The organism is Actinoallomurus sp. NPDC052274, from assembly GCF_040679475.1.
GTDB classification, from domain to species: domain Bacteria; phylum Actinomycetota; class Actinomycetes; order Streptosporangiales; family Streptosporangiaceae; genus Actinoallomurus; species Actinoallomurus liliacearum.
In genome coordinates this window covers 275954-294251 of record NZ_JBFAUT010000001.1, presented here as the reverse complement: position 1 = coordinate 294251, position 18298 = coordinate 275954, and the positions used below count along the sequence as shown (strand labels likewise).

General features: G+C 72.0%; 18 protein-coding genes. 7 read left to right on the top strand and 11 right to left on the bottom strand.

All coding sequences use genetic code 11. From position 1 onward, the window contains the following. Positions 1-38 precede the first annotated feature (38 nt). Positions 39-2495: a beta-L-arabinofuranosidase domain-containing protein gene (locus tag AB0K82_RS01445; RefSeq protein ID WP_364391367.1), complete on the top strand. Its 2457-nt coding sequence runs from the start codon at positions 39-41 to the stop codon at positions 2493-2495. 9 nt (positions 2496-2504) lie between these two features. Here the strand turns inward: AB0K82_RS01445 and AB0K82_RS01440 are convergent, their stop codons facing one another. From AB0K82_RS01440 to AB0K82_RS01405, 8 genes are all read right to left on the bottom strand, one after another. After that, positions 2505-4031: a sugar ABC transporter ATP-binding protein gene (locus AB0K82_RS01440; RefSeq protein WP_364391365.1), complete on the bottom strand. Its 1527-nt coding sequence runs from the start codon at positions 4029-4031 to the stop codon at positions 2505-2507. Between the two features lie 83 nt (positions 4032-4114). Then, positions 4115-4921 (bottom strand): DeoR/GlpR family DNA-binding transcription regulator, encoded by an 807-nt coding sequence (locus AB0K82_RS01435; RefSeq protein ID WP_345349225.1) that lies wholly within the window; start codon positions 4919-4921, stop codon positions 4115-4117. Between the two features lie 164 nt (positions 4922-5085). Then, positions 5086-5838, bottom strand: coding sequence for an urease accessory protein UreD (locus AB0K82_RS01430; RefSeq protein WP_364391363.1), 753 nt, complete (start codon positions 5836-5838; stop codon positions 5086-5088). After that, on the bottom strand, positions 5835-6488 hold the full coding sequence (gene ureG, locus AB0K82_RS01425) for an urease accessory protein UreG (RefSeq protein ID WP_364391361.1): 654 nt from the start codon (positions 6486-6488) through the stop codon (positions 5835-5837). The genes AB0K82_RS01430 and ureG overlap by 4 nt, the downstream gene beginning before the upstream one ends. A gap of 15 nt (positions 6489-6503) precedes the next feature. Next, entirely contained in the window at positions 6504-7322 is an 819-nt protein-coding gene (locus tag AB0K82_RS01420) for an urease accessory UreF family protein (RefSeq protein WP_364391359.1), read from the bottom strand. Then, positions 7322-9019: an urease subunit alpha gene (locus AB0K82_RS01415; protein WP_364391357.1), complete on the bottom strand. Its 1698-nt coding sequence runs from the start codon at positions 9017-9019 to the stop codon at positions 7322-7324. The genes AB0K82_RS01420 and AB0K82_RS01415 overlap by 1 nt, the downstream gene beginning before the upstream one ends. Beyond that, entirely contained in the window at positions 9012-9314 is a 303-nt protein-coding gene (locus tag AB0K82_RS01410) for an urease subunit beta (protein WP_364391354.1), read from the bottom strand. The genes AB0K82_RS01415 and AB0K82_RS01410 overlap by 8 nt, the downstream gene beginning before the upstream one ends. A gap of 19 nt (positions 9315-9333) precedes the next feature. Next, positions 9334-9636: an urease subunit gamma gene (locus AB0K82_RS01405; RefSeq protein WP_364391352.1), complete on the bottom strand. Its 303-nt coding sequence runs from the start codon at positions 9634-9636 to the stop codon at positions 9334-9336. Positions 9637-9794: 158 nt separating this feature from the next. Here AB0K82_RS01405 and AB0K82_RS01400 point away from each other — a divergent pair, with 158 nt between their 5' ends. The 5 genes from AB0K82_RS01400 to AB0K82_RS01380 all read left to right on the top strand — a co-directional run bounded on the left by AB0K82_RS01400 (position 9795) and on the right by AB0K82_RS01380 (position 15302). Then, positions 9795-10289, top strand: a complete 495-nt coding sequence (locus AB0K82_RS01400; RefSeq protein WP_364391350.1) for a hypothetical protein — start codon at positions 9795-9797, stop codon at positions 10287-10289. Between the two features lie 47 nt (positions 10290-10336). Beyond that, positions 10337-12103 carry a beta-glucuronidase gene (gene uidA, locus AB0K82_RS01395; protein ID WP_364391348.1) on the top strand — a complete coding sequence of 589 codons (1767 nt, stop codon included), beginning with the start codon at positions 10337-10339 and terminating at the stop codon, positions 12101-12103. A gap of 175 nt (positions 12104-12278) precedes the next feature. Continuing rightward, the gene (locus tag AB0K82_RS01390) at positions 12279-13802 is read left to right on the top strand and encodes a glycosyltransferase family 39 protein (RefSeq protein ID WP_364391345.1); all 1524 of its coding nucleotides are present in this window, start codon (positions 12279-12281) and stop codon (positions 13800-13802) included. Between the two features lie 286 nt (positions 13803-14088). After that, positions 14089-14715 (top strand): ATP-dependent Clp protease proteolytic subunit, encoded by a 627-nt coding sequence (locus tag AB0K82_RS01385; RefSeq protein WP_364391342.1) that lies wholly within the window; start codon positions 14089-14091, stop codon positions 14713-14715. Beyond that, the gene (locus tag AB0K82_RS01380; RefSeq protein ID WP_364391340.1) at positions 14712-15302 is read left to right on the top strand and encodes an ATP-dependent Clp protease proteolytic subunit; all 591 of its coding nucleotides are present in this window, start codon (positions 14712-14714) and stop codon (positions 15300-15302) included. Before AB0K82_RS01385 ends, AB0K82_RS01380 begins: the two co-directional genes overlap by 4 nt. An 8-nt stretch (positions 15303-15310) precedes the next feature. On the opposite strand, the gene AB0K82_RS01375 is transcribed toward AB0K82_RS01380, so the two are convergent. Both AB0K82_RS01375 and AB0K82_RS01370 read right to left on the bottom strand, forming a co-directional pair. After that, positions 15311-15658, bottom strand: a complete 348-nt coding sequence (locus AB0K82_RS01375) for a helix-turn-helix transcriptional regulator (RefSeq protein WP_364391338.1) — start codon at positions 15656-15658, stop codon at positions 15311-15313. A gap of 257 nt (positions 15659-15915) precedes the next feature. Further along, positions 15916-16965 (bottom strand): hypothetical protein, encoded by a 1050-nt coding sequence (locus AB0K82_RS01370; RefSeq protein ID WP_364391336.1) that lies wholly within the window; start codon positions 16963-16965, stop codon positions 15916-15918. Positions 16966-17017: 52 nt separating this feature from the next. On the opposite strand from AB0K82_RS01370, the gene AB0K82_RS01365 reads away from it, so the two are divergent. Next, complete coding sequence (locus AB0K82_RS01365; RefSeq protein ID WP_364391334.1) at positions 17018-17374, top strand: hypothetical protein; 357 nt, start codon at positions 17018-17020, stop codon at positions 17372-17374. Between the two features lie 339 nt (positions 17375-17713). Here the strand turns inward: AB0K82_RS01365 and AB0K82_RS01360 are convergent, their stop codons facing one another. Then, positions 17714-18046 carry a hypothetical protein gene (locus tag AB0K82_RS01360; RefSeq protein WP_364391332.1) on the bottom strand — a complete coding sequence of 111 codons (333 nt, stop codon included), beginning with the start codon at positions 18044-18046 and terminating at the stop codon, positions 17714-17716. Between the last annotated feature and the right edge of the window lie 252 nt (positions 18047-18298).

Below are 18298 nucleotides of genomic sequence, written 5' to 3'. Positions count from 1 at the left end.
CGGGTCCCTCCCGCCTCCCGTGAGAAGGAGAGAGTCGGATGGAACGACGGACGTTCCTCACCCGCGGCCTCACCGTCACCGGGGGCGTGGCCGCGGCCGGAATCGGCGGACGGCCCGCCGACGCGGACACCCGGGACCGCGTGCGGGTCCTGCGGACGGTGGAGGCCGCCTCGGCGGGCGGGCACTACACGCCGAACCGCGCGCCACTGCGGCCGGCGCCCTTCCTCAAGCTGCCGCCGGGAAGCGTGCGGCCGAGGGGATGGCTGCGGCGCCAGCTCGACCTGCAGGTCGAAGGGCTGAACGGGCGCATGCCCGAGGTATCGGACTACCTGGTCTACGACACGAACGGGTGGGTCGATCCCGCGAAAGGAGGCTGGGAGGAGCTCCCGTACTGGCTGCGCGGCTTCACCGACCTCGGCCTCGTCACCGGCGACGAGCGGGTGCGGAGCCTGACCCGCAGGTGGGTGGACGGCATCCTGGCCACGCAACTGGCCGACGGCTGGTTCGGCCCGGCCGCCCTGCGCACCTCCCTGGAGGGCGGCCCGGACTTCTGGCCGCACATGCCCGTCCTCGACGCGCTCCGCTCGTACGCCGAGGCGACCGGCGACGAGCGGATCACGCCGTTCCTGATGCGGTACTTCGACTTCCAGAACCGGCAGCCCGCCGAGGTCTTCCGGCGCGGCTGGGGCGCGTACCGCTGGGGCGACACGATCGACAGCGTGTACTGGGCCTACAACCGGACCGGGGACGGGCGGCTCCTCGACCTCGTCCGCAAGATCCACGCCGGCTCCGCCGACTACGTCACCGGCCTGCCGACCCCGCACAACGTGAACCTCGCCCAGGGGTTCCGCGAGCCCGCGCAGTACGGTGTGCTGGCCGGCGACCCGGCGCTGCGCGCGGCGACCTACCGGGACTACGACACGGTGATGGGCACGTACGGCCAGTTCCCCGGCGGCGGGTTCGCCGGCGACGAGAACTGCCGCCCGTACTTCACCGATCCCCGGCAGGGCCTGGAGACCTGCGGGTTCGTCGAGCTCATGCACAGCTTCGAGCTGCTGACCCGGATCACCGGCGACCCGGTGTGGGCCGACCGCTGCGAGGACATCGCCGTCAACTCGCTGCCCGCCGCCTTCGACCCCGCGCAGCGCGGTACGCACTACATCACCAGCGCCAACGGCGTTCAGCTCGACAACGTCGCCAAGACCCACGGCCAGTTCGACAACGACTTCGCGATGCAGGCCTACATGCCGGGCGTGCACGACTACCGCTGCTGCCCGCACAACTACGGCATGGGCTGGCCGTACTACGCCGAGGAGCTGTGGCTGGCGACGTACGACGCCGGGCTGTGCGCCTCGATGTACGCCGCGTCCGAGGTGACGGCGAAGGTCGGCGGCGACGGCACGACCGTCACCGTGACCGAGGAGACCGGGTACCCGTTCGAGGAGAGCGTGACGCTGCGGATCTCCACGCCGCGGCCCGTGGAGTTCCCGCTCTACCTGCGCGTGCCGCGCTGGTGCGAGCAGCCCGCGCTGCGGGTGAACGGCTCTCCCGTTCCCCTGCGGGCGGCGCCGCCGTGCTACGTCGTCGTCACCCGAACCTGGCGGCAGGGGGACCGGGTCGAGCTCCGTCTCCCCATGCGCGCCACCACCCGTACCTGGGAGAAGAACCACGGGGCGGTCTCCGTGGAGTACGGCCCGCTCACCTTCTCCCTCGCCATCGAGGAGAACTGGCGGCGGTTCGCCGGCACGACGGCGTGGCCGGAGTACGAGGTCACCGCCGGCTCCCCGTGGAACTACGGCCTCGACGGACGGTCGTTCAGCCTGCGGCGGCGGCCGACGCGCGGGAACCCGTTCACCCGGCGGGGAGCGCCCCTCGAGATCCGGGCGCGGGCCCGCCGCATCCCCAACTGGCGGACCGACGACGAGAACGTCATCCGGCCGCTGCAGGACGGTCCCGTCCGTTCGGACGAACGCGCGGAGACCGTCACGCTCATCCCCATGGGCGCCGCGCGGCTCCGCGTCACCGCGTTCCCGGTCATCGGGCACGGCGCGGACGCGCGGGACTGGCGGCTCGTGCCGGTCGCCAGTGCCTCCCACCTGTGGCAGGGGGACACGACGGAGGCGCTGTGCGACGGGATCGAACCGGCGTCCTCCGGCGACGAGTCGATCCCGCGCTTCACCTGGTGGGACCATCGCGGCGGCGTCGAGTGGGTCCAGTACGACCACCCGGAGCCGATCACGGCCGCGGCCACCGCCGTGTACTGGTTCGACGACACCGGACACGGGCAGTGCCGCGTCCCGGTGTCGTGGCGGCTGCTGTACCGCGACGGCGATACCTGGACGCCGGTCGAGAACCCGTCCGCGTACGGGACCGCGCGCGACACGTACAACCGCACGACCTTCACGCCGGTACGGGCGAGCGCGTTCCGGCTGGAGGCCCGGCTCGGCGACGGCGTGTCGGGCGGCATCCTCGAATGGAGGGTCGACCAGGTCTGAAGGAGCAGGTCAGCGCTCCGCCGGCGGTGATCCGCCGGCGGAGGCCATGGCCGTGATGATGCGCTCCTCGGTGATCTCCAGGCCGGTCAGCTCGGCCGCGACGGCGCCGTCGCGCAGCACCACGACGCGGTCACAGCCGGACACCAGCTCCTCGAGGTCGGAGGAGATCAGCAGGATGGCCAGGCCCGCGACGGCCAGCTCGTCCAGCAGGTCCCGCAACTGCGCCTTGGCGCCCACGTCGATGCCGCGCGTCGGCTCGTCCAGCAGCAGCACCTTCGGCTGCATCGCCAGCCAGCGGGCGAGGAGGACCTTCTGCTGGTTGCCGCTGGACAGCTCGGCGACCTTCTGCAGCGGCGACGTCGCCTTGATGCGCAGGCGGCGCATGAAGGTCTCCACCACCCGGTCGATCCGCGCGCCCGACACGAGGCCGAAGCGGGACAGCCGCGGCAGCGCGGCCAGCGCGATGTTGTCGCGGACGGACAGCGACGGGATGATCCCCTCGGTGGCGCGGTTCTCCGGCAGGAGGCCCACGCCGGCCCGGATCGCACCCGCGATCGAGCGCCGTCGCAGCGGCGCGCCGGCCACCGTGACCTGGCCGGCGTCCAGCGTCAGCGCGCCCGCGATGGCCTTGGCGGTCTCCGAGCGGCCGGCCCCCAGCAGGCCGCCCAGCCCCAGCACCTCGCCCTCCCGGAGCTCCAGCGAGACGTCGGCCAGCGCGTGCCGGCGCGTGAGCCCGGTGGCGCGGAGGTACGGCGGATCGGCCGGTGCCTCGGCGGCGGACTCGGGCAGGGCGGGCGACACCTGCGGGAGCCGCCGCCCGAGCATGATCGACACCAGCGTGCGCCGCTCGAGACCCGCGAACGGCCCGCTGTGCACCACCCGGCCGCCACGCAGCACGGTCAGCCGGTCGCCGAGCCGGTACAGCTCGTCGAGCCGGTGGCTGACGTACAGCACCGCCCGGCCCTGTTCACGCTGTTCGGCCACCACCCGGAACAGGGTCTCGATCTGCGGCGGCTCCATCTCGGCGGTCGGCTCGTCGAGGACGAGGACCTCCGCGCCGGCCGTCACCGCGCGGGCCAGGGCGACGAGCGTACGGGCGCCGGGGTCCAGCGTCGCCAGCGGCCGGCGGACGTCGACCCGCAGCCCGTGACCAGCGAGGACGCCGGCGGCCTCGTCGTTCATCCGCGCGAGGTCGATCAGGCCGAGCCGGCCCCTCGGCTCGGCGCCGGCGAACAGGTTGCGGGCGATGCTCAGCGACGGGATGAGCGCGCTGTCCTGGTGCACCGCCATGACGCCGGCGCGGCGGGCGTCCAGCGGGCTGCCGAAGCGGACCCGCTCGCCGTCCCGGCGCAGCCGTCCGGCGTCGGGCCGGTGCACCCCCGACAAGATCTTGACGAGCGTGGACTTGCCCACGCCGTTCTCCCCGGTCAGCGCGTGCACCTCGCCGCGCGCGAGCGTGATTGAGACATGGTCGAGAGCGACCGTGCCGGGGAACGTCTTGAGGATCCCGGCCGCCTCAAGGGCTCTGTCGGTCACGACGCACCTCCCGGTAACGCGCCGGTGTACCGCAGGTAATACCACGCCGCGGCCGTCGGCCACCAGGGTGGAACCGGCGGGGCTCAGAGACGGGCGACGTGGATGCGTACGCCCCGTGCGCTGAGCTCGTGGAGCTCCTCCGGTGAGGCGTCCTCACCGGTGACGAGGTGATCGATGCGCTCGGGCGGCACGGTCTGCACCATCGTGTCCACCCCGACCTTGGTGTGGTCGGCGAGCACCACGACCTCCTCCCCCGCCTCGGCCAGCGCCCGGTCGGTGCCCGCGACCTGCATGTTCGGGGTCGACAGACCGCGCTCGGCGGTCAGCCCGTTGCCGGAGATGAACACCCGGCGCATCCGCAGCCCGGCCAGCGACCGCTCCGCCGCGCTGCCGATCAGTGCCTGTACCGGACCGCGCAACGTGCCCCCGGTCACCACGACCTCGATGCGCGGCGAGCCGGCGAGGGTCTGGGCGACCAGGAGCGAGTTGGTGACCACCGTGAGGTCGGTGTGGCCGGTCAGCCGCTGCGCGAGCGCGTGCGTCGTGGTGCCGGGGCCGATGGCGATCGCGTCACCGTCCTCGACCAGGGCCGCCGCCAGGTCGGCGATCGCGGCCTTCTCGTCGCCGGCGACCTGGGCCTTCTGCAGGTACGTCGGTTCGCGGGAGAGCTCGCCGGGCAGGGAGGCCCCGCCGTGGTGGCGGTCCAGCAGGCCGTCGGCCTCGAGCGCGCGTACGTCACGGCGCACCGTCACCTCGGACGACTGGACGGCCTCTGCCAGCTGACGCAGCGACAGCGTGCCGTTCGCCCGGAGCAGTTCGAGGATGCGTTTACGGCGCTCGGCGGCGAACACCGGCTTGCGACCGTCCGACGGCCCTGGGACGTCGCTCACGGTCCCCCCTGAAGGCGAAAGCTCCCACTTCCTGAGATCGTAGCCACCCGCCGGGCCGACGGCGCACCCGATCAGCGAGTCCGCAGGGGCGAACCGCCGCCGCGACCGGCTCCCGAGCACGGCTCCGCGTGCCTTCTTCGTGAGGTTCTCGACCCGGCGGGTGATCACGAGGAGACCCGGCGGCGGCCCGCCGTCAGGCGCTCCCGCAGCCGTACGGCGTCGGCTGCCAGGGCCGTCACCAGGACGCCCGGCCCGGCGAGCGGCAGGACGGCCAGCCCCTCCTCGGCGTACGGCTCGGCGGTGGCGCCGGTGACCAGCAGGGTCCCGACGGCCCGCGCGTCGCCGAGCACGGCGCCGCTCGGCGCGTCCTCGTCGATCCGCAGCTCGTGGCGGAGCAGCGGCGTCCCGCCGACCGTGACGTCGAACCGGCCGGTATAGCGGCCCGGCGGCTCGCCGTGGCGGCCGAGGATGATCTCCTCCCGCCACACCAGGTCCGCGCCCTCGGCCAGGGTCGCCTCCGCCGGCGCGCGGTGGTCGCAGCCGGCCGCCGCGATCACGGGTTCGGGAGTGAAGGCGAGCCGGCCCCCGGCCGCGACGTCGGCCCGTACGACGAGGCGCGAGGCGCCGGCGCCCCGGCGTCCCGGCAGGACGAGCGTCGCCGCGGCCGAGCGCACGTCCAGCCGCGCGCCCGGCCCGACCTCGATGGTCAGCTCGAGGTCGTCGCCGCCGAGCGGTCCCGCGCCCGCGCCGACGAGGTAGACGGCCCCGTCGGCCTCGCGCAGCGCCAGCGGGCCGTCGGACCGCAGCCGCGTGATGCGGGTCCGCCCGCCGGGACCGCGCTCGGCGCGCACCGCCGCCCGCGCCGTGAAGCCGGTGCCGGTCGCGGCGGCGTACGAGGGCGCGCGGACGGTGGTCACGCGGCGGCGTGCTCGGCGAGCGCGGCGCGCACCCAGCCGAGGACCTCGGGGACGTCCGGGCGTTCCCGCAGCGAGGTGAAGGCGATGGGCAGCCCGGCCCGTACGCGCTCGGCGTCGCGCGCCATGACGGTCAGGTCGGCGCCGACCAACGCCGCGAGGTCGGTCTTGTTGATCACCAGCAGGTCCGCGGTGGTGACGCCCGGACCGCCCTTGCGGGGGACCTTGTCGCCGCCGGACACGTCGAGGACGAAGATCTGCCGGTCGACCAGCCCGCGGCTGAACGTCGCGGTGAGGTTGTCCCCGCCGCTCTCCACGATGACGAGGTCGAGCGGGCCGTGCCGGTCCTCCAGGGCCTCGACGGCGTCCAGGTTCGCGGAGATGTCGTCGCGGATCGCGGTGTGCGGGCAGCAGCCGGTGCGGACCGCCGCGATCCGGTCGTCGTCGAGCACGGCGTTCCGGCGCAGGAAGTCGGCGTCCTCGGTCGTGTAGATGTCGTTCGTGACGACGGCCAGCGCGGCCTCCTCGTGGAGCAGCCGGCACAGCGCGGCGACCAGGGCGGTCTTGCCGCTGCCGACCGGGCCGCCGATGCCGACCCGCAGCGCCCGGTGGGGGCGCGGCTCGTGCGGGTCGTGGCCGTGGTGGGGTCCCAAGGATGCCTCCGATCGTCAGGATTCGAACAGGCGCGGGTCGGCGCGGTCGTGCAGTTCGGCGAACACGTCCAGGGCCGGTGCGGAGGCCGCCGGCAGGTCGCCGGCGCGGACGGACCCGGCCGCCTCCGCGGCCACGCCGTCGACGCGCGCGGTGAGGCCCGCCAGGACGCGGTGCACGCCGAGCGGGTCCAGCCCGAGCAGGCGGACCGCCGCCGAGGCGGGCCCGGTCACCGAGCCGTACGCCGCGATCTGCGCCGCCCGTACCGGAGCACCGCCCGCGGCGGCGACCGCGGCGCCCAGGACGATCGGCTGGTGCGGACCGCCGGCCGCCCCGGTCAGGAGGTCGAGGACGGAGGCGGGCCACAGACCGCGGGCGACGCGCAGGAGCGCCCGTCCCTGCGCCCGCGACGCCCGCCGCTGCGCGGGCGACGGCGTGCGCGCGTCCGCCTCGGCGTCGAGCCGGGCCCAGCCGATGCCGGGTGCCGACTCGTACGCGGGCGACGGCGTGTTCGCCTCGGCGTCAAGGCGGCCCCGGCCGGCCCACGCCGCCGTACGAGCCCGCGCGCCGGGTCGTACGGGAACGGCTTCGCCCGGCGGCCCATCGCCCTCGGGTCCGGCGCACTCGTGCGCGTAGGCGCAGGCGGCCGCCGCCAGGCCGGACGTGAGGAGTCCCGTGGTGGCGAGCCGGCCGCGCAGGAAGGCGGCGAGCGTGGCGAGGTCGTGGACGACGCCGGTCGCGGCGGCCGTCTCGAGGCCGCCGGAGTGCGCGTGCCCGCCGGCGGGCAGCCGCGAGTCGGCGAGCAGCAGCAGCGCGGCGTCCATCGGCGCGTCCATCAGAACAGGAAGTACCGACGGGCCATGGGCAGTTCGGACACGGGCGCGGGTTCGACCTCGTCCCCGTCGACGGTGACCGTGAACGTGTCCGGGTCTACCCTGATGTCCGGAAGCGCGTCGTTCAGTGGCATGTCCGTCTTGCCCAGCCGCCGGGTGTCCTTCACCGCGACCAGGGGCCGCCGCACGTCGAGGCGTCCGGCCAGCCCGTCCTCGAGCGCGGCGGGGGCGACGAAGTGCACCGACGTCGCCGGGGCCGCGGTCGCGCCCCACATCGGCCGGGGGAACACCGGCTGCGGCGTCGGGATCGAGGCGTTGGCGTCCCCCATCGCACCCCAGGCGATCATGCCGCCCTTGAGCACGACGTGCGGCCGGACGCCGAAGAACGCCGGGTCCCACAGCACCAGGTCCGCGAGCTTGCCCACCTCGACCGAGCCGACCTCGGCGTCGAGACCGTGCGCGATCGCGGGGCAGATCGTGTACTTGGCGACGTACCGGCGGGCGCGCAGGTTGTCGTCCAGGCCGCCCCGGCGGGCCTTCATCACGTGCGCGGTCTGCCAGGTGCGGATCACGGTCTCGCCGATCCGGCCCATGGCCTGGGAGTCCGAGCCGATCATCGAGATGGCGCCGAGGTCGTGCAGGACGTCCTCGGCCGCCATGGTCGTCGGACGGATCCTCGACTCGGCGAACGCCAGGTCCTCCGGCACCGCCGGGTTCAGGTGGTGGCAGACCATGAGCATGTCGAGGTGCTCGTCGAGCGTGTTGACCGTGTGCGGCCGGGTGGGGTTGGTCGAGGACGGCAGGACGTTCGGGTGCGCGGCGACCGTGATGATGTCCGGCGCGTGCCCGCCGCCCGCGCCCTCGGTGTGGTATGCGTGGATGGAGCGGCCGCCGATGGCGTTCAGCGTCGACTCGACGTACCCGGCCTCGTTGAGGGTGTCGGAGTGCAGCGCCACCTGGACGCCCGAGGCGTCGGCGACGCGGAGGCACGCGTCGATCGCGGCCGGGGTCGACCCCCAGTCCTCGTGCAGCTTGAAACCCGACGCGCCGCCGCGCAGCGCCTCCCCCATGCCCTCCTCGGACACCGTGTTTCCCTTGGCGAGCAACGCCACGTTGATCGGGAAGGGGTCCATCGCCTCCAGCATCCGGGCGAGGTACCAGGCGCCGGGGGTGACCGTCGTCGCCTTCGTGCCCTCGGCCGGGCCGGTGCCGCCCCCGATGAGCGTGGTGACGCCGGCCCCGAGGGCCTCCTCGACGAGCTGCGGGCAGATGAGGTGGACGTGCGAGTCGACCGCCCCGGCCGTGAGGATCCGGCCGTTGCCGGACAGGATCTCGGTCGACGGCCCGATCACCAGGTCGGGATGGACCCCGTCCATCGTGTCCGGGTTGCCGGCCTTGCCGAGCGCGACGATCCGGCCGTCGCGCACGCCGACGTCGGCCTTGACGACGCCCCAGTGGTCCAGCACCACGGCGCCGGGGATCACCAGGTCGGGCGCGCCCTCGGCGCGCGTCGCCGTGCCCTGGCCCATCGACTCGCGGATCACCTTGCCGCCGCCGAACACCGCCTCGTCGCCGGCCCCGGCGCCCTGACTCAGATCCTCGGTGACCTCGATGAACAGGTCGGTGTCGGCCAGGCGTACGCGGTCGCCGGCGGTCGGGCCGTACAGCCGGGCGTAACGGTACCGCGAGATGTCAGTCATGGCGCAGCCCCGGTACGACCGCGCGTCCCGCGAGCGGCACCAGCGACACCTCACGCGTGACACCCGGTTCGAACCGCACAGCGGTGCCGGCCGCTATGTCGAGCCGGTGGCCGCGCGCGGCCTCCCGGTCGAACGCGAGCGCGTCGTTGGCCTGCGCGAAGTGATAGTGCGAGCCGACCTGCACCGGGCGGTCGCCGGTGTTGACGACCGTGACGGTCCGGCGCGTACGGCCGGGGTTCAGGCGTACGGGGCCGTCCCCGGCCACGATCTCGCCCGGGACGAGTCCGGAGCTCATCGCGTCCCCCTCGCCGGCGTCACGGGATCGGCCGGTGGACGGTGACGAGCTTGGTGCCGTCGGGGAAGGTCGCCTCGACCTGCACGGAGTCGAGCATCTCCGGGATGCCGTCCAGGACGTCCTCGCGAGTGAGCACCGTACGTCCCGCCTCCATCAGCTCGGCGACGGTCCGCCCGTCGCGGGCGCCCTCTAACACGTACGAGGCGATGACCGCGGTGGCCTCGGGATGGTTGAGCCGCAGGCCGCGGGCGCGCCGGTCGCGGGCGAGCCCGGCCGCCACGTGGATGAGCAGCCGCTCCCGCTCATGTGGAGTGATCAGCACATACGGACGCTAACTCCGCCCGGAGCCGCTGGGAACGAGCCGATCACCGATGTAACAGGAACTTCACAGGAATCGGAGGCGGACCATACGACGTGGCGCCGGAACCCCGCGACGCGGCCACGTTCTCGGGACCGCCGCGTTCGCTACGCTGGCCGATCATGTACGAGGTTTCCCGGATGGCCGGTTTCTATGCTGCCCACGGCATTTGGAGCGTCTCCGGCGGTGACACGTTGATTCCCCTGCTGGGCCACGCGGACGCAGCCGGCGGTCACGGCATGAACCGTCTCATGGCCGACGATGTCGCCGACGCGGCCAAGGCCGGCCAGGAAGCGCTGGAAGCGGGCCGGCCCGACTGGGTTCGCGCGGTGTTCGTCGCGGACGCCTACCTCAACCTCGACGGGAGGCGGGTCGACGCGCTGGTCGTCGACGCCGTCGAATACCTTCCGGCCCGGCGGTCGATGAAGATGGCCGTGCCCTACCGGCCGCAATCGGCTCCGCAGGGATTCGCGGTGTACCGGCCGAAATTCATCGAGGTCACGGACGTCGTCGAACCGGACTACGCCGCATTGGCCGATGTCTTCTTCGCCGGCGTCGACTCCCACGAGCAGGCGGCGGCCGTCTGGAACGCGCATCTCCTCGATGAATCCGTCTGACGGTCGGTAGACGAGAGATCCCGGCCCCTCACCACCCGGAGGTTCCCTTGCTCCGTCCTCAGGAGACGTCCAGCCGCGAACGTGTCAGCCTCAACGGGCTGTGGGCCTTCGCCCTCGACCCCGGTGGCCGGGGCCGGGCCGGGCAGTGGTGGCGCGGCCCGCTGCCGGACGCCGTGGAGATGCCGGTTCCGGCGAGCTTCAACGACGTTCCGGCCACCCGGGACGCCCACGACCACGTCGGCGACGTCTGGTACCAGCGCGAGGTACGGATCCCGGCCGGGTGGGCGGGGCGGCGCGTCGTGCTGCGCTTCGACGCCGCCGCGCACCGCGCCGTGGTGTGGTGGAACGACGTGGAGGTCGGGCGGCACGAGGGCGGCTACACGCCGTTCGAGTGCGACGTGACCGAGCACGCCAAGCCCGGCCGGACCGGCCGCCTGACCGTCGTGGTCGACAACCGCCTGGAGCCCTCCACGATCCCGCCCGGCATCGTCGACGTCCTGCCGGACGGACGCCGCCGGCAGCGGTACTTCCACGACTTCTTCAACTACGCCGGGCTGCACCGCGCCGTCTGGCTCTGCGCCACCCCCCGCTCGTACGTCCGCGACATCACCGTCACCACGGAGGTGACCGGCGCGGACGCCCGCGTGCACTACCGCGTGGACGTCGTGGCCGGCCAGGTCGCCGAGGTCGTGCTGCGCGACGCCGACGGCGCCGAACGCGCGCGGGGCACGACCGCCGCCGGCACGCTGGAGGTGCCGGACGCGACCCTGTGGCGCCCCGGTCACGGCCACCTCCACCGCCTCGAGGTCCGTACGAGCGGCGACGACGCCGACGAGTACGCGCTGCCGGTCGGCATCCGCGAGGTGAAGGTGGAGGGCGACCGCTTCCTGATCAACGGCGAGCCGTTCTACTTCCGCGGCTTCGGCAAGCACGAGGACAACCCCGTCCGCGGCAAGGGCCACGACGACGTACACATGGTGCACGACTTCGCGCTGCTCGACTGGATCGGCGCCAACTCCTTCCGCACGTCGCACTACCCGTACGCCGAGGAGGTCCTGGAGTACGCCGACCGGCACGGCATCGTCGTCATCGACGAGACCCCGGCCGTCGGGCTCAACTTCGAGATCGCGCACACCCTCGTGCCCGGCGATCCCCCGCACATCTGGGCGGCGGTCGACGACACCACCCAGGCGGCCCACCTGCGCGCCATCCAGGAACTCGTGGCCCGCGACAAGAACCACCCGAGCGTGGTCATGTGGAGCATCGCCAACGAACCGGACTCGGCCCGCCCCGAGGCCCGCACGTACTTCGAGCCGCTCGTACGCGCCGCGCGCGCGGCCGACCCGAGCCGCCCGGTCTGCTTCGCCCAGGTCCAGTTGCCTCCGGACAAGGACGTCATGAGCGACCTGTTCGACGTCATCTGCCTCAACCGCTACAACGGCTGGTACATCGACACCGGCGACCTGGTCACGGCGGAGCGCGAACTCGAGGCGGAACTGCGCGAGTGGGTGCGCCTGCGCGGAAAGCCGATCATCGTCACGGAGTACGGCGCGGACGCGATCGCCGGAGTGCGCTCGGTCGCGGCGGGCACCTGGACCGAGGACTACCAGATCGAACTGCTGGAGACGTTCCACCGGGTCTTCGACCGCGTCGACTCCGTCATCGGCGAGCACGTCTGGAACTTCGCCGACTTCGCCACGGGCTACGGCGTCAACCGCGCCGACGGCAACAAGAAGGGCGTCTTCACCCGCGACCGCCGCCCGAAGGCCGCCGCCTTCGCCCTCCGCCGCCGCTGGCGTCCGAAGGGGGACTGACCTCCCGACCGGATTGCACGCGCCGCCCGAACCGTCGAGCGTCATTCCGCTGAATCGGCGCTCAGCCTCCTGCCACGGTCGGCCGCCGGCCGCCGGACACGATCGCCGTCGGCGACGGCGAGTTCCTCGGCTGAACGGCGGTTCCCGACTGCCACCACGGGTGGATACTGCGTCCGTGGACACCCCAGCATCGATCTCGGCGCCCGTCATCGCCACGGACGAGCCGGTCCGCCCGCCGATCGCCTGGCTGCCGATCGGCGGTGCGGCCGCCGCGGCCGCCGCCGTTCTGGTGGCCACCAACAACCGGTACGACTACCACCGCGACGAGTTGTACTTCCGGATGCTGCGGCCGGCCTGGGGTTACGTCGACCAGCCGCCGCTGACTCCGCTGCTGGCCCGCGCCTCGGCGGCCGTGTTCGGCGACACGGTCTGGGCCATGCGCCTGCCGGCCACCGTCTGCGTGGTGGCGGCGATCGTGCTCACCGCGCTGATCACCCGCGAGTTGGGCGGTGGCCGTCGCGCGCAGACGCTGTGCGCCTGGGGATACGCGTTCGCGGCGGTGCCCCTGCTGTTCGGTCACGTCATGCTGACCGCGACCGTTGACCTGCCGGTCTGGGCGGCGGTGATCCTGTTCGCGCTGCGCGCCCTGCTCCGCGGTGAGCCGCGATGGTGGTCGGCGGCGGGCGCGGTGACCGGGATCGCCCTCTATAACAAGCATCTCATCGTGCTGCTGTTGGTCAGCCTGGCGTTCGGGCTGCTCTGGTCAGGCCCGCGCTCGGCGTTGCGTTCGCGCTGGCTCTGGACCGGTGTGGGCCTAGCCGTGCTGATCGGATCGCCCAACCTGATCTACCAGGCCACGCACGGGTTCCCGCAGCTGGACATGGCCGCCGCCCTGTCCGAGAACAAGGGCGGCGCGACCCGGGTGCAGCTGCTGCCGTTCCAATTGTTCCTGCTGGGCCCGCCGGTCACCGCGATCTGGGTGGCCGGCCTCGTCGCCCTGTTCCGGCGGCCGGCCTGGCGCCCTGCTCGGGCGCTCGCCGGCGCATACCCGGTGCTGTTGGTGATCGTGCTGATCTCCGGCGGCCAGATCTACTATCCGGTGGGCCTGGTCGGCTTCCTCTTCGCCGCCGGGTGCGTGCCGACCGTGGACTGGGCGGCGCGCCGACCCGGACCGCGGCGGGCGCTGGTCGTCGCCGGGCTCGCCCTCAACACCGCGGTCACGCTCATGCTCGCACTGCCACTGCTGCCCGTCGACGTGCTCGGCGACACCCCCATTCCGGCGATCAACCAGGCGACCCGCGACCAGATCGGCTGGCCCGCCTACACCCGAGAGGTGGCGGCCGTCTACGCGGCGCTACCGGAGGCGGATCGCGCCAAAGCCGTCATCGTGACCGGCAACTACGGCGAGGCGGGTGCGCTGGACCGGTACGGCCCGGACCACCGGCTGCCGCTGCCGATCTACAGCGGACAGAATGAGCTGTACCGGTACGGGCCACCCCCGGAGGCGGCGACGGTGGCCGTGGTGGTCGGGTTGCCGCTGCCCTACCTGCAGGCCCGGTTCGGCAGCTGCACCGTGGCGGGCGTACTCGACAATGGCGTCGGCGTCGACAACGAGGAGCAGGGCCGCATCATCGCGGTCTGCCGCGACCCAGCGGGCGGCTGGGCAGCGGCCTGGCCCCGCTTCCAGCATTTCGACTGAACCCGGTCAGCCTGGCGGGCAGAGGGTCGCCGCTCGCAGGCCAGGATCGAGGTGGACGATTCCCCCACTCCCTTGACGATGAGCGCGCATGGTTCGACGGGCTGACGTGGTGACAACCAGGCGTCCCGAACCATCTCTGGCCAGTTCGGCCCGGGTAAGCTCACCGATCCGGCTGGCCTGCGGCAGCACCGACAGGTGCCCGTCGAAATACCTGGCCTGCTGAGGGCTGATCTGCTCACAGCAGCGAAACCGGCGGCTGGCGCCACGTAGGCGGCATGGTCGGGGCATGACGAACGATGAGAAGCAGCCGCTGTTCGACCACCGGCTCCGAGAACGGTTCTTCAGCCAGCGGATACTGGTCCTCGACGGCGCGCTCGACGACGACAACGGGACGGTGCTCGCGACACAGCTACTCTCCCTCGCGAGCGAGGATCCCGGGAAGGACATCGCGTTGTGGATCCACTCGCCGGGCGGCTCCGTCCCGGCGATGCTGGCCATCCGCGACGTGATGGGGCTCGTGCCGTGCGACGTGGCCACCCTCGCGCTGGGACTGGCGTGCAGTGCGGGGCAGTTCCTGCTGTCTGCGGGCACGCCGGGCAAACGCTTCGCCCTACCTCACGCCCGTATCCTGATGCACCAGGGCTCGGCGGGGATCGGCGGATCGGCCGTCGAGGTGGAGGTACAGGCCGACGACCTGCGGCACACCCGGGACACGGTGCTCGGCCTCATCGCGCAGGACACCGGCCAGCCGATCGACCGGATCTTCGCTGACTCGCTACACGACCGCTGGTTCACCACCGAGCAGGCCCGCGAGTACGGCTTCATCGACCACATCGTCAACGATCTGAGCCAGGTCGTGCCCGTGCGGCCGCACACGCTGGGACTCGGCTCGGCGACAGGAGTCCGCGCGTGAGCACATACACCATCCCCAACGTCATCACGCGGGTCGCGGGGAGCGAGCGGATCATGGACGTCTACTCGCACCTGCTGGCGGAGCGGATCGTCTACCTCGGCACCGCGATCGACTCCGGCGTGGCGAACGCGTTGATCGCCCAGTTGCTGTACCTGGAGGCGGACAACCCGGAGCGGGAGATCAACCTGTACATCAACTCCGAGGGCGGCGACCCGTCAGCGATGCTCGCGCTGTACGACACCATGCGCTACATCAAGGCGCCGGTGGCGACGACGTGCGTTGGCCAGGCGGTCGCGGCCGGCGCGGTGCTGCTGGCTGCCGGCGATGCTGGACGCCGTTCCGTGTTGCCCCACACCCGGGTGGTGCTGCATCAGCCCGCAGCGCAGGGCCGCGGCGCTATCCCGGACCTCATTCTCCAGGCGGACGAGGTGATACGGGTGCGCACGCAGCTGGAGGAGATCCTCTCGAAGCACACTGGTCACGATGTCGCGCAGTTGCGGCACGATACCGACCGGGACCGCGTGTTCGACGCGGCGAGCGCCGTCAGCTACGGGCTAGCGGACCAGGTCATCGACCACCGAACCTGACCACGGTCTCATGCGGCCATGAGCACGGGTCCTGCGGGACGGCGCCCGACCGTGGGACTCGCGCTGCGGCGCCGCCGGACATCGCCCGCGATGCCGGCGAGCAGGTCGGCCAGGTCGATGCCGAGCGCACCGGTGACCGCGGCGATCATCTCACTCGACGGCTCCTTGCGACCGCGTTCGATCTCGGACAGGTACTGGGGCGAGATGCCGGCCCGCTCCGCGACGTCGATGAGGCGCCCACCCTGCTCCTCCCTGGCCGAGCGCAGGGTTCGGCCGAGCACCTCGCGCCACAACGGCTCCGGCTCACGATCCGGTGCGGGGATGTGATTCCGCTGGAACTGGAGAATGTCCGCCATGCGGTCATCCTGGCACCGGTCCGGCCACCGAGGGCAGCGCTTCCTCTCCAGGCGAAACACCTGCGGCCCTGAGCCTGCGGGGCATCGTCGCCCCGTCGGTCGTCGACACGCCGGCATTCGACACCGCCCCTACTGAAGCCAACGTCCTGTCATGCCGCTGGTCGCGTTCGGAGAGCCTGAGCCGGCGAGCGGACGACCAGCCTCCGGACGCAGGCGCCAGACGGCTCGCATTCAACCGGGAAGTGGTCTGACCGCGGTCAATCCCCAGCGCCTCGGATCGTTACCTCGATGGCGGCCGGGGCACCCGCCGCGTCAAGTTCGACATGGACGGGGAAGAACCCGTCGCCCACGGACGTCATCGCGAACATGATGCGGGCACCGCCGACCTCTATCGAGGCGGCCTCATTCTCCGACGCGCGAACATCAGCCATGACCCGCCAGTGGTGTGAGTGTGGCCGGAAATCGAAGGCGAACTTACGGTCCGATGCCATCTTCCGATCGTGCAACGCGATCGCCTTCGCGTACGCGTCGCGGACCGGCAGGTTCAGCCAGCCGTAGTTATCCTCGCCGGGCATGCCGGTACGGGTGGCACCGAACTCTGCCGCGATCTCCGTCTCGTGCCTGCCCCAGAACACGACGTCCGCGAGCCCGTCGATCGGGTCGTCGTGTACCCACACGTTCAACGCGTCCGCGTCGGCGAACACGAAGCGGGCGTAGTCGACGCCGATCTTGCCCAGCGAGCAGGTAGCGACGACGGGTTCGTCGCTGACCACGATGCGGATGTGCGTCCAGCCCCAGTCGCTGTGCGGTGTCGCGGTGACCGGCAGCGGGCGGTCGGTCGGCAAGCCTCCGATGGCGATGACCGGCACGCCGCTGATCAGGAAGTCCGGGTCGTTTCCGGCGATCGCTCGCCGGACGCGGTCACGGTGCGGGACCTGCCGTGGAAAGGAGCGCAGCGACGCCTGGTGGCCGCGCTCACGGCAGTGGTCATCGAAGTGCGAGGTGAACTCTGCGACGGCGTGGTGCGGGATGTCGTAGAGGGTGCGGCCGGACTGCCGGTCGAACGACCGGGCCGCGGCGTCTGCATCGCGGCCGACCACCTCGAAGTCGACGGCAGGCGCGTCGTCGGGCCGCTCCACGTCGTCCGGTGTGCGGTCGCCGGACCATAGCCCGAGGTAGCCGCCGTCCATCAGCACCAACTCGCCCGACGGACAGGTCACCTCGCCGAGCAGCACGATCTCTGCCACGGTCGCGTAGTTTACGGCGATCAATAGCACCGCATCCGCTTCTACCGCGGAGAGGCGCACCTGGCTGTCGTTGAAAGATCGAGCGCCGTGCGAGTCCCCATACGATTCTGAGGTGATCGAAATCGGCTCGAGGGCACGCAAACTGCCGGCGCCCCCGTCAGTGGTCTGGGAGTCGCTTGTGGAACCTCATCGGCGGGGAGCGCGGCCATGGCTGAGCCTGCTCTCCGATGAAGTAGAGCCGAGGGTCTTGGAAGCCGAAAAGCCCAACCGGGTCGTCTGGTCATCGCTTTGGCCAAGTAGACCCAACGACCAGGTGCATCTCGAGCTGACGTCCGTGGGCGGCGAGACCTCGCTGAAGTTCACCTTGCTCACCCCTGACGAAGCTCCTGACCAGAGCAAGACCGGGCACCTTCGGCGGCGACTCAACCACCTGCTCTTCGCCGACCTTCGATTCTCTTACGGTCAGTGACTGCATGCCACAGACGCCCGGATCTGCCGCGATCCGGTAATGGGCCACGATCTCTGATCGAAAGAACGGCGCGGTCAGCTAGGTCAGGAGTGTGCCGACTGGGGGCGCCGGCACGAGCGCCGCTACAGCCGCCGGGACGGTGAGCTGTGCCGCAGACGCGTTGTTCGTGACCCTTGAGCACGCCGGCCTGCTCGGTGACGCAGCCGAAGACCGGCTGGCCGGTCACGCCGCTGACGGGCTCGCGGTCGGTGGGTGACGCGCGCAGGCATGGCCTCCGGAACCTAACCCGTCCCGGCGTACACGCTCATCCGCCGAGGTGCGCATGCCGCAGCCGGCGGACTACGGCGTCTCCCGCAACGGCCAGACCTCGACGACACCGTGTGCGACCGCGCAGGGAGTCTCTGATACGAGCTGGATCGCTTCCTCCAGCGTCGCCGCTTCGATGATGGCGAACCCGGCGACCGGGAGAGCCGACGACATGAACGACCCGCTTTCCACGCTGATGCCGGCAGCATCGTGATTTCGCACCTGTACGGGCGACTCCGCGATCCCCATCTCGGCTCCCGCCGCTCGCAGGCGAGTGTCATGCGCGTGCGCCAGGTCACGGACCGCCGCGTCGGTGCGGTCATAACCTTCCTGGTCGCCGTACCCGATGCTCACGAACTTGGCCATGGCAGGCCCTCCCTTAGTCGCCGGACTGCTCGCACGTACTGACCTCCGTCGCGCCCTCAACTCATCGCTGCATCCGACGCTCTGCACACCCTGCCCCGGCCCCGATGTCGGCGGAGCTCGCGGGATACCGGCACCGCCGGCCGGGTGGGTCGGTCGTATCCAGGTGATGCCCCCTTATATCCCGATGGCCATCGCGTGGGATCGTTCCGGATGCTCGGAAAGGACCCACCCGTGGTGCCGACATAGGGGGTT

What these genes read in the sequence shown, in the direction of transcription:
- AB0K82_RS01445 (WP_364391367.1), top strand. Translation starts at nt 39, where the DNA reads ATGGAACGACGGACGTTCCTCACCCGCGGCCTCACCGTCACCGGGGGC.
- AB0K82_RS01375 (WP_364391338.1), bottom strand. Translation starts at nt 15,658, where the DNA reads ATGGCGGACATTCTCCAGTTCCAGCGGAATCACATCCCCGCACCGGAT.
- AB0K82_RS01385 (WP_364391342.1), top strand. Translation starts at nt 14,089, where the DNA reads ATGACGAACGATGAGAAGCAGCCGCTGTTCGACCACCGGCTCCGAGAA.
- AB0K82_RS01400 (WP_364391350.1), top strand. Translation starts at nt 9,795, where the DNA reads ATGTACGAGGTTTCCCGGATGGCCGGTTTCTATGCTGCCCACGGCATT.
- AB0K82_RS01420 (WP_364391359.1), bottom strand. Translation starts at nt 7,322, where the DNA reads ATGGACGCGCCGATGGACGCCGCGCTGCTGCTGCTCGCCGACTCGCGG.
- AB0K82_RS01360 (WP_364391332.1), bottom strand. Translation starts at nt 18,046, where the DNA reads ATGGCCAAGTTCGTGAGCATCGGGTACGGCGACCAGGAAGGTTATGAC.
- AB0K82_RS01410 (WP_364391354.1), bottom strand. Translation starts at nt 9,314, where the DNA reads ATGAGCTCCGGACTCGTCCCGGGCGAGATCGTGGCCGGGGACGGCCCC.
- AB0K82_RS01415 (WP_364391357.1), bottom strand. Translation starts at nt 9,019, where the DNA reads ATGACTGACATCTCGCGGTACCGTTACGCCCGGCTGTACGGCCCGACC.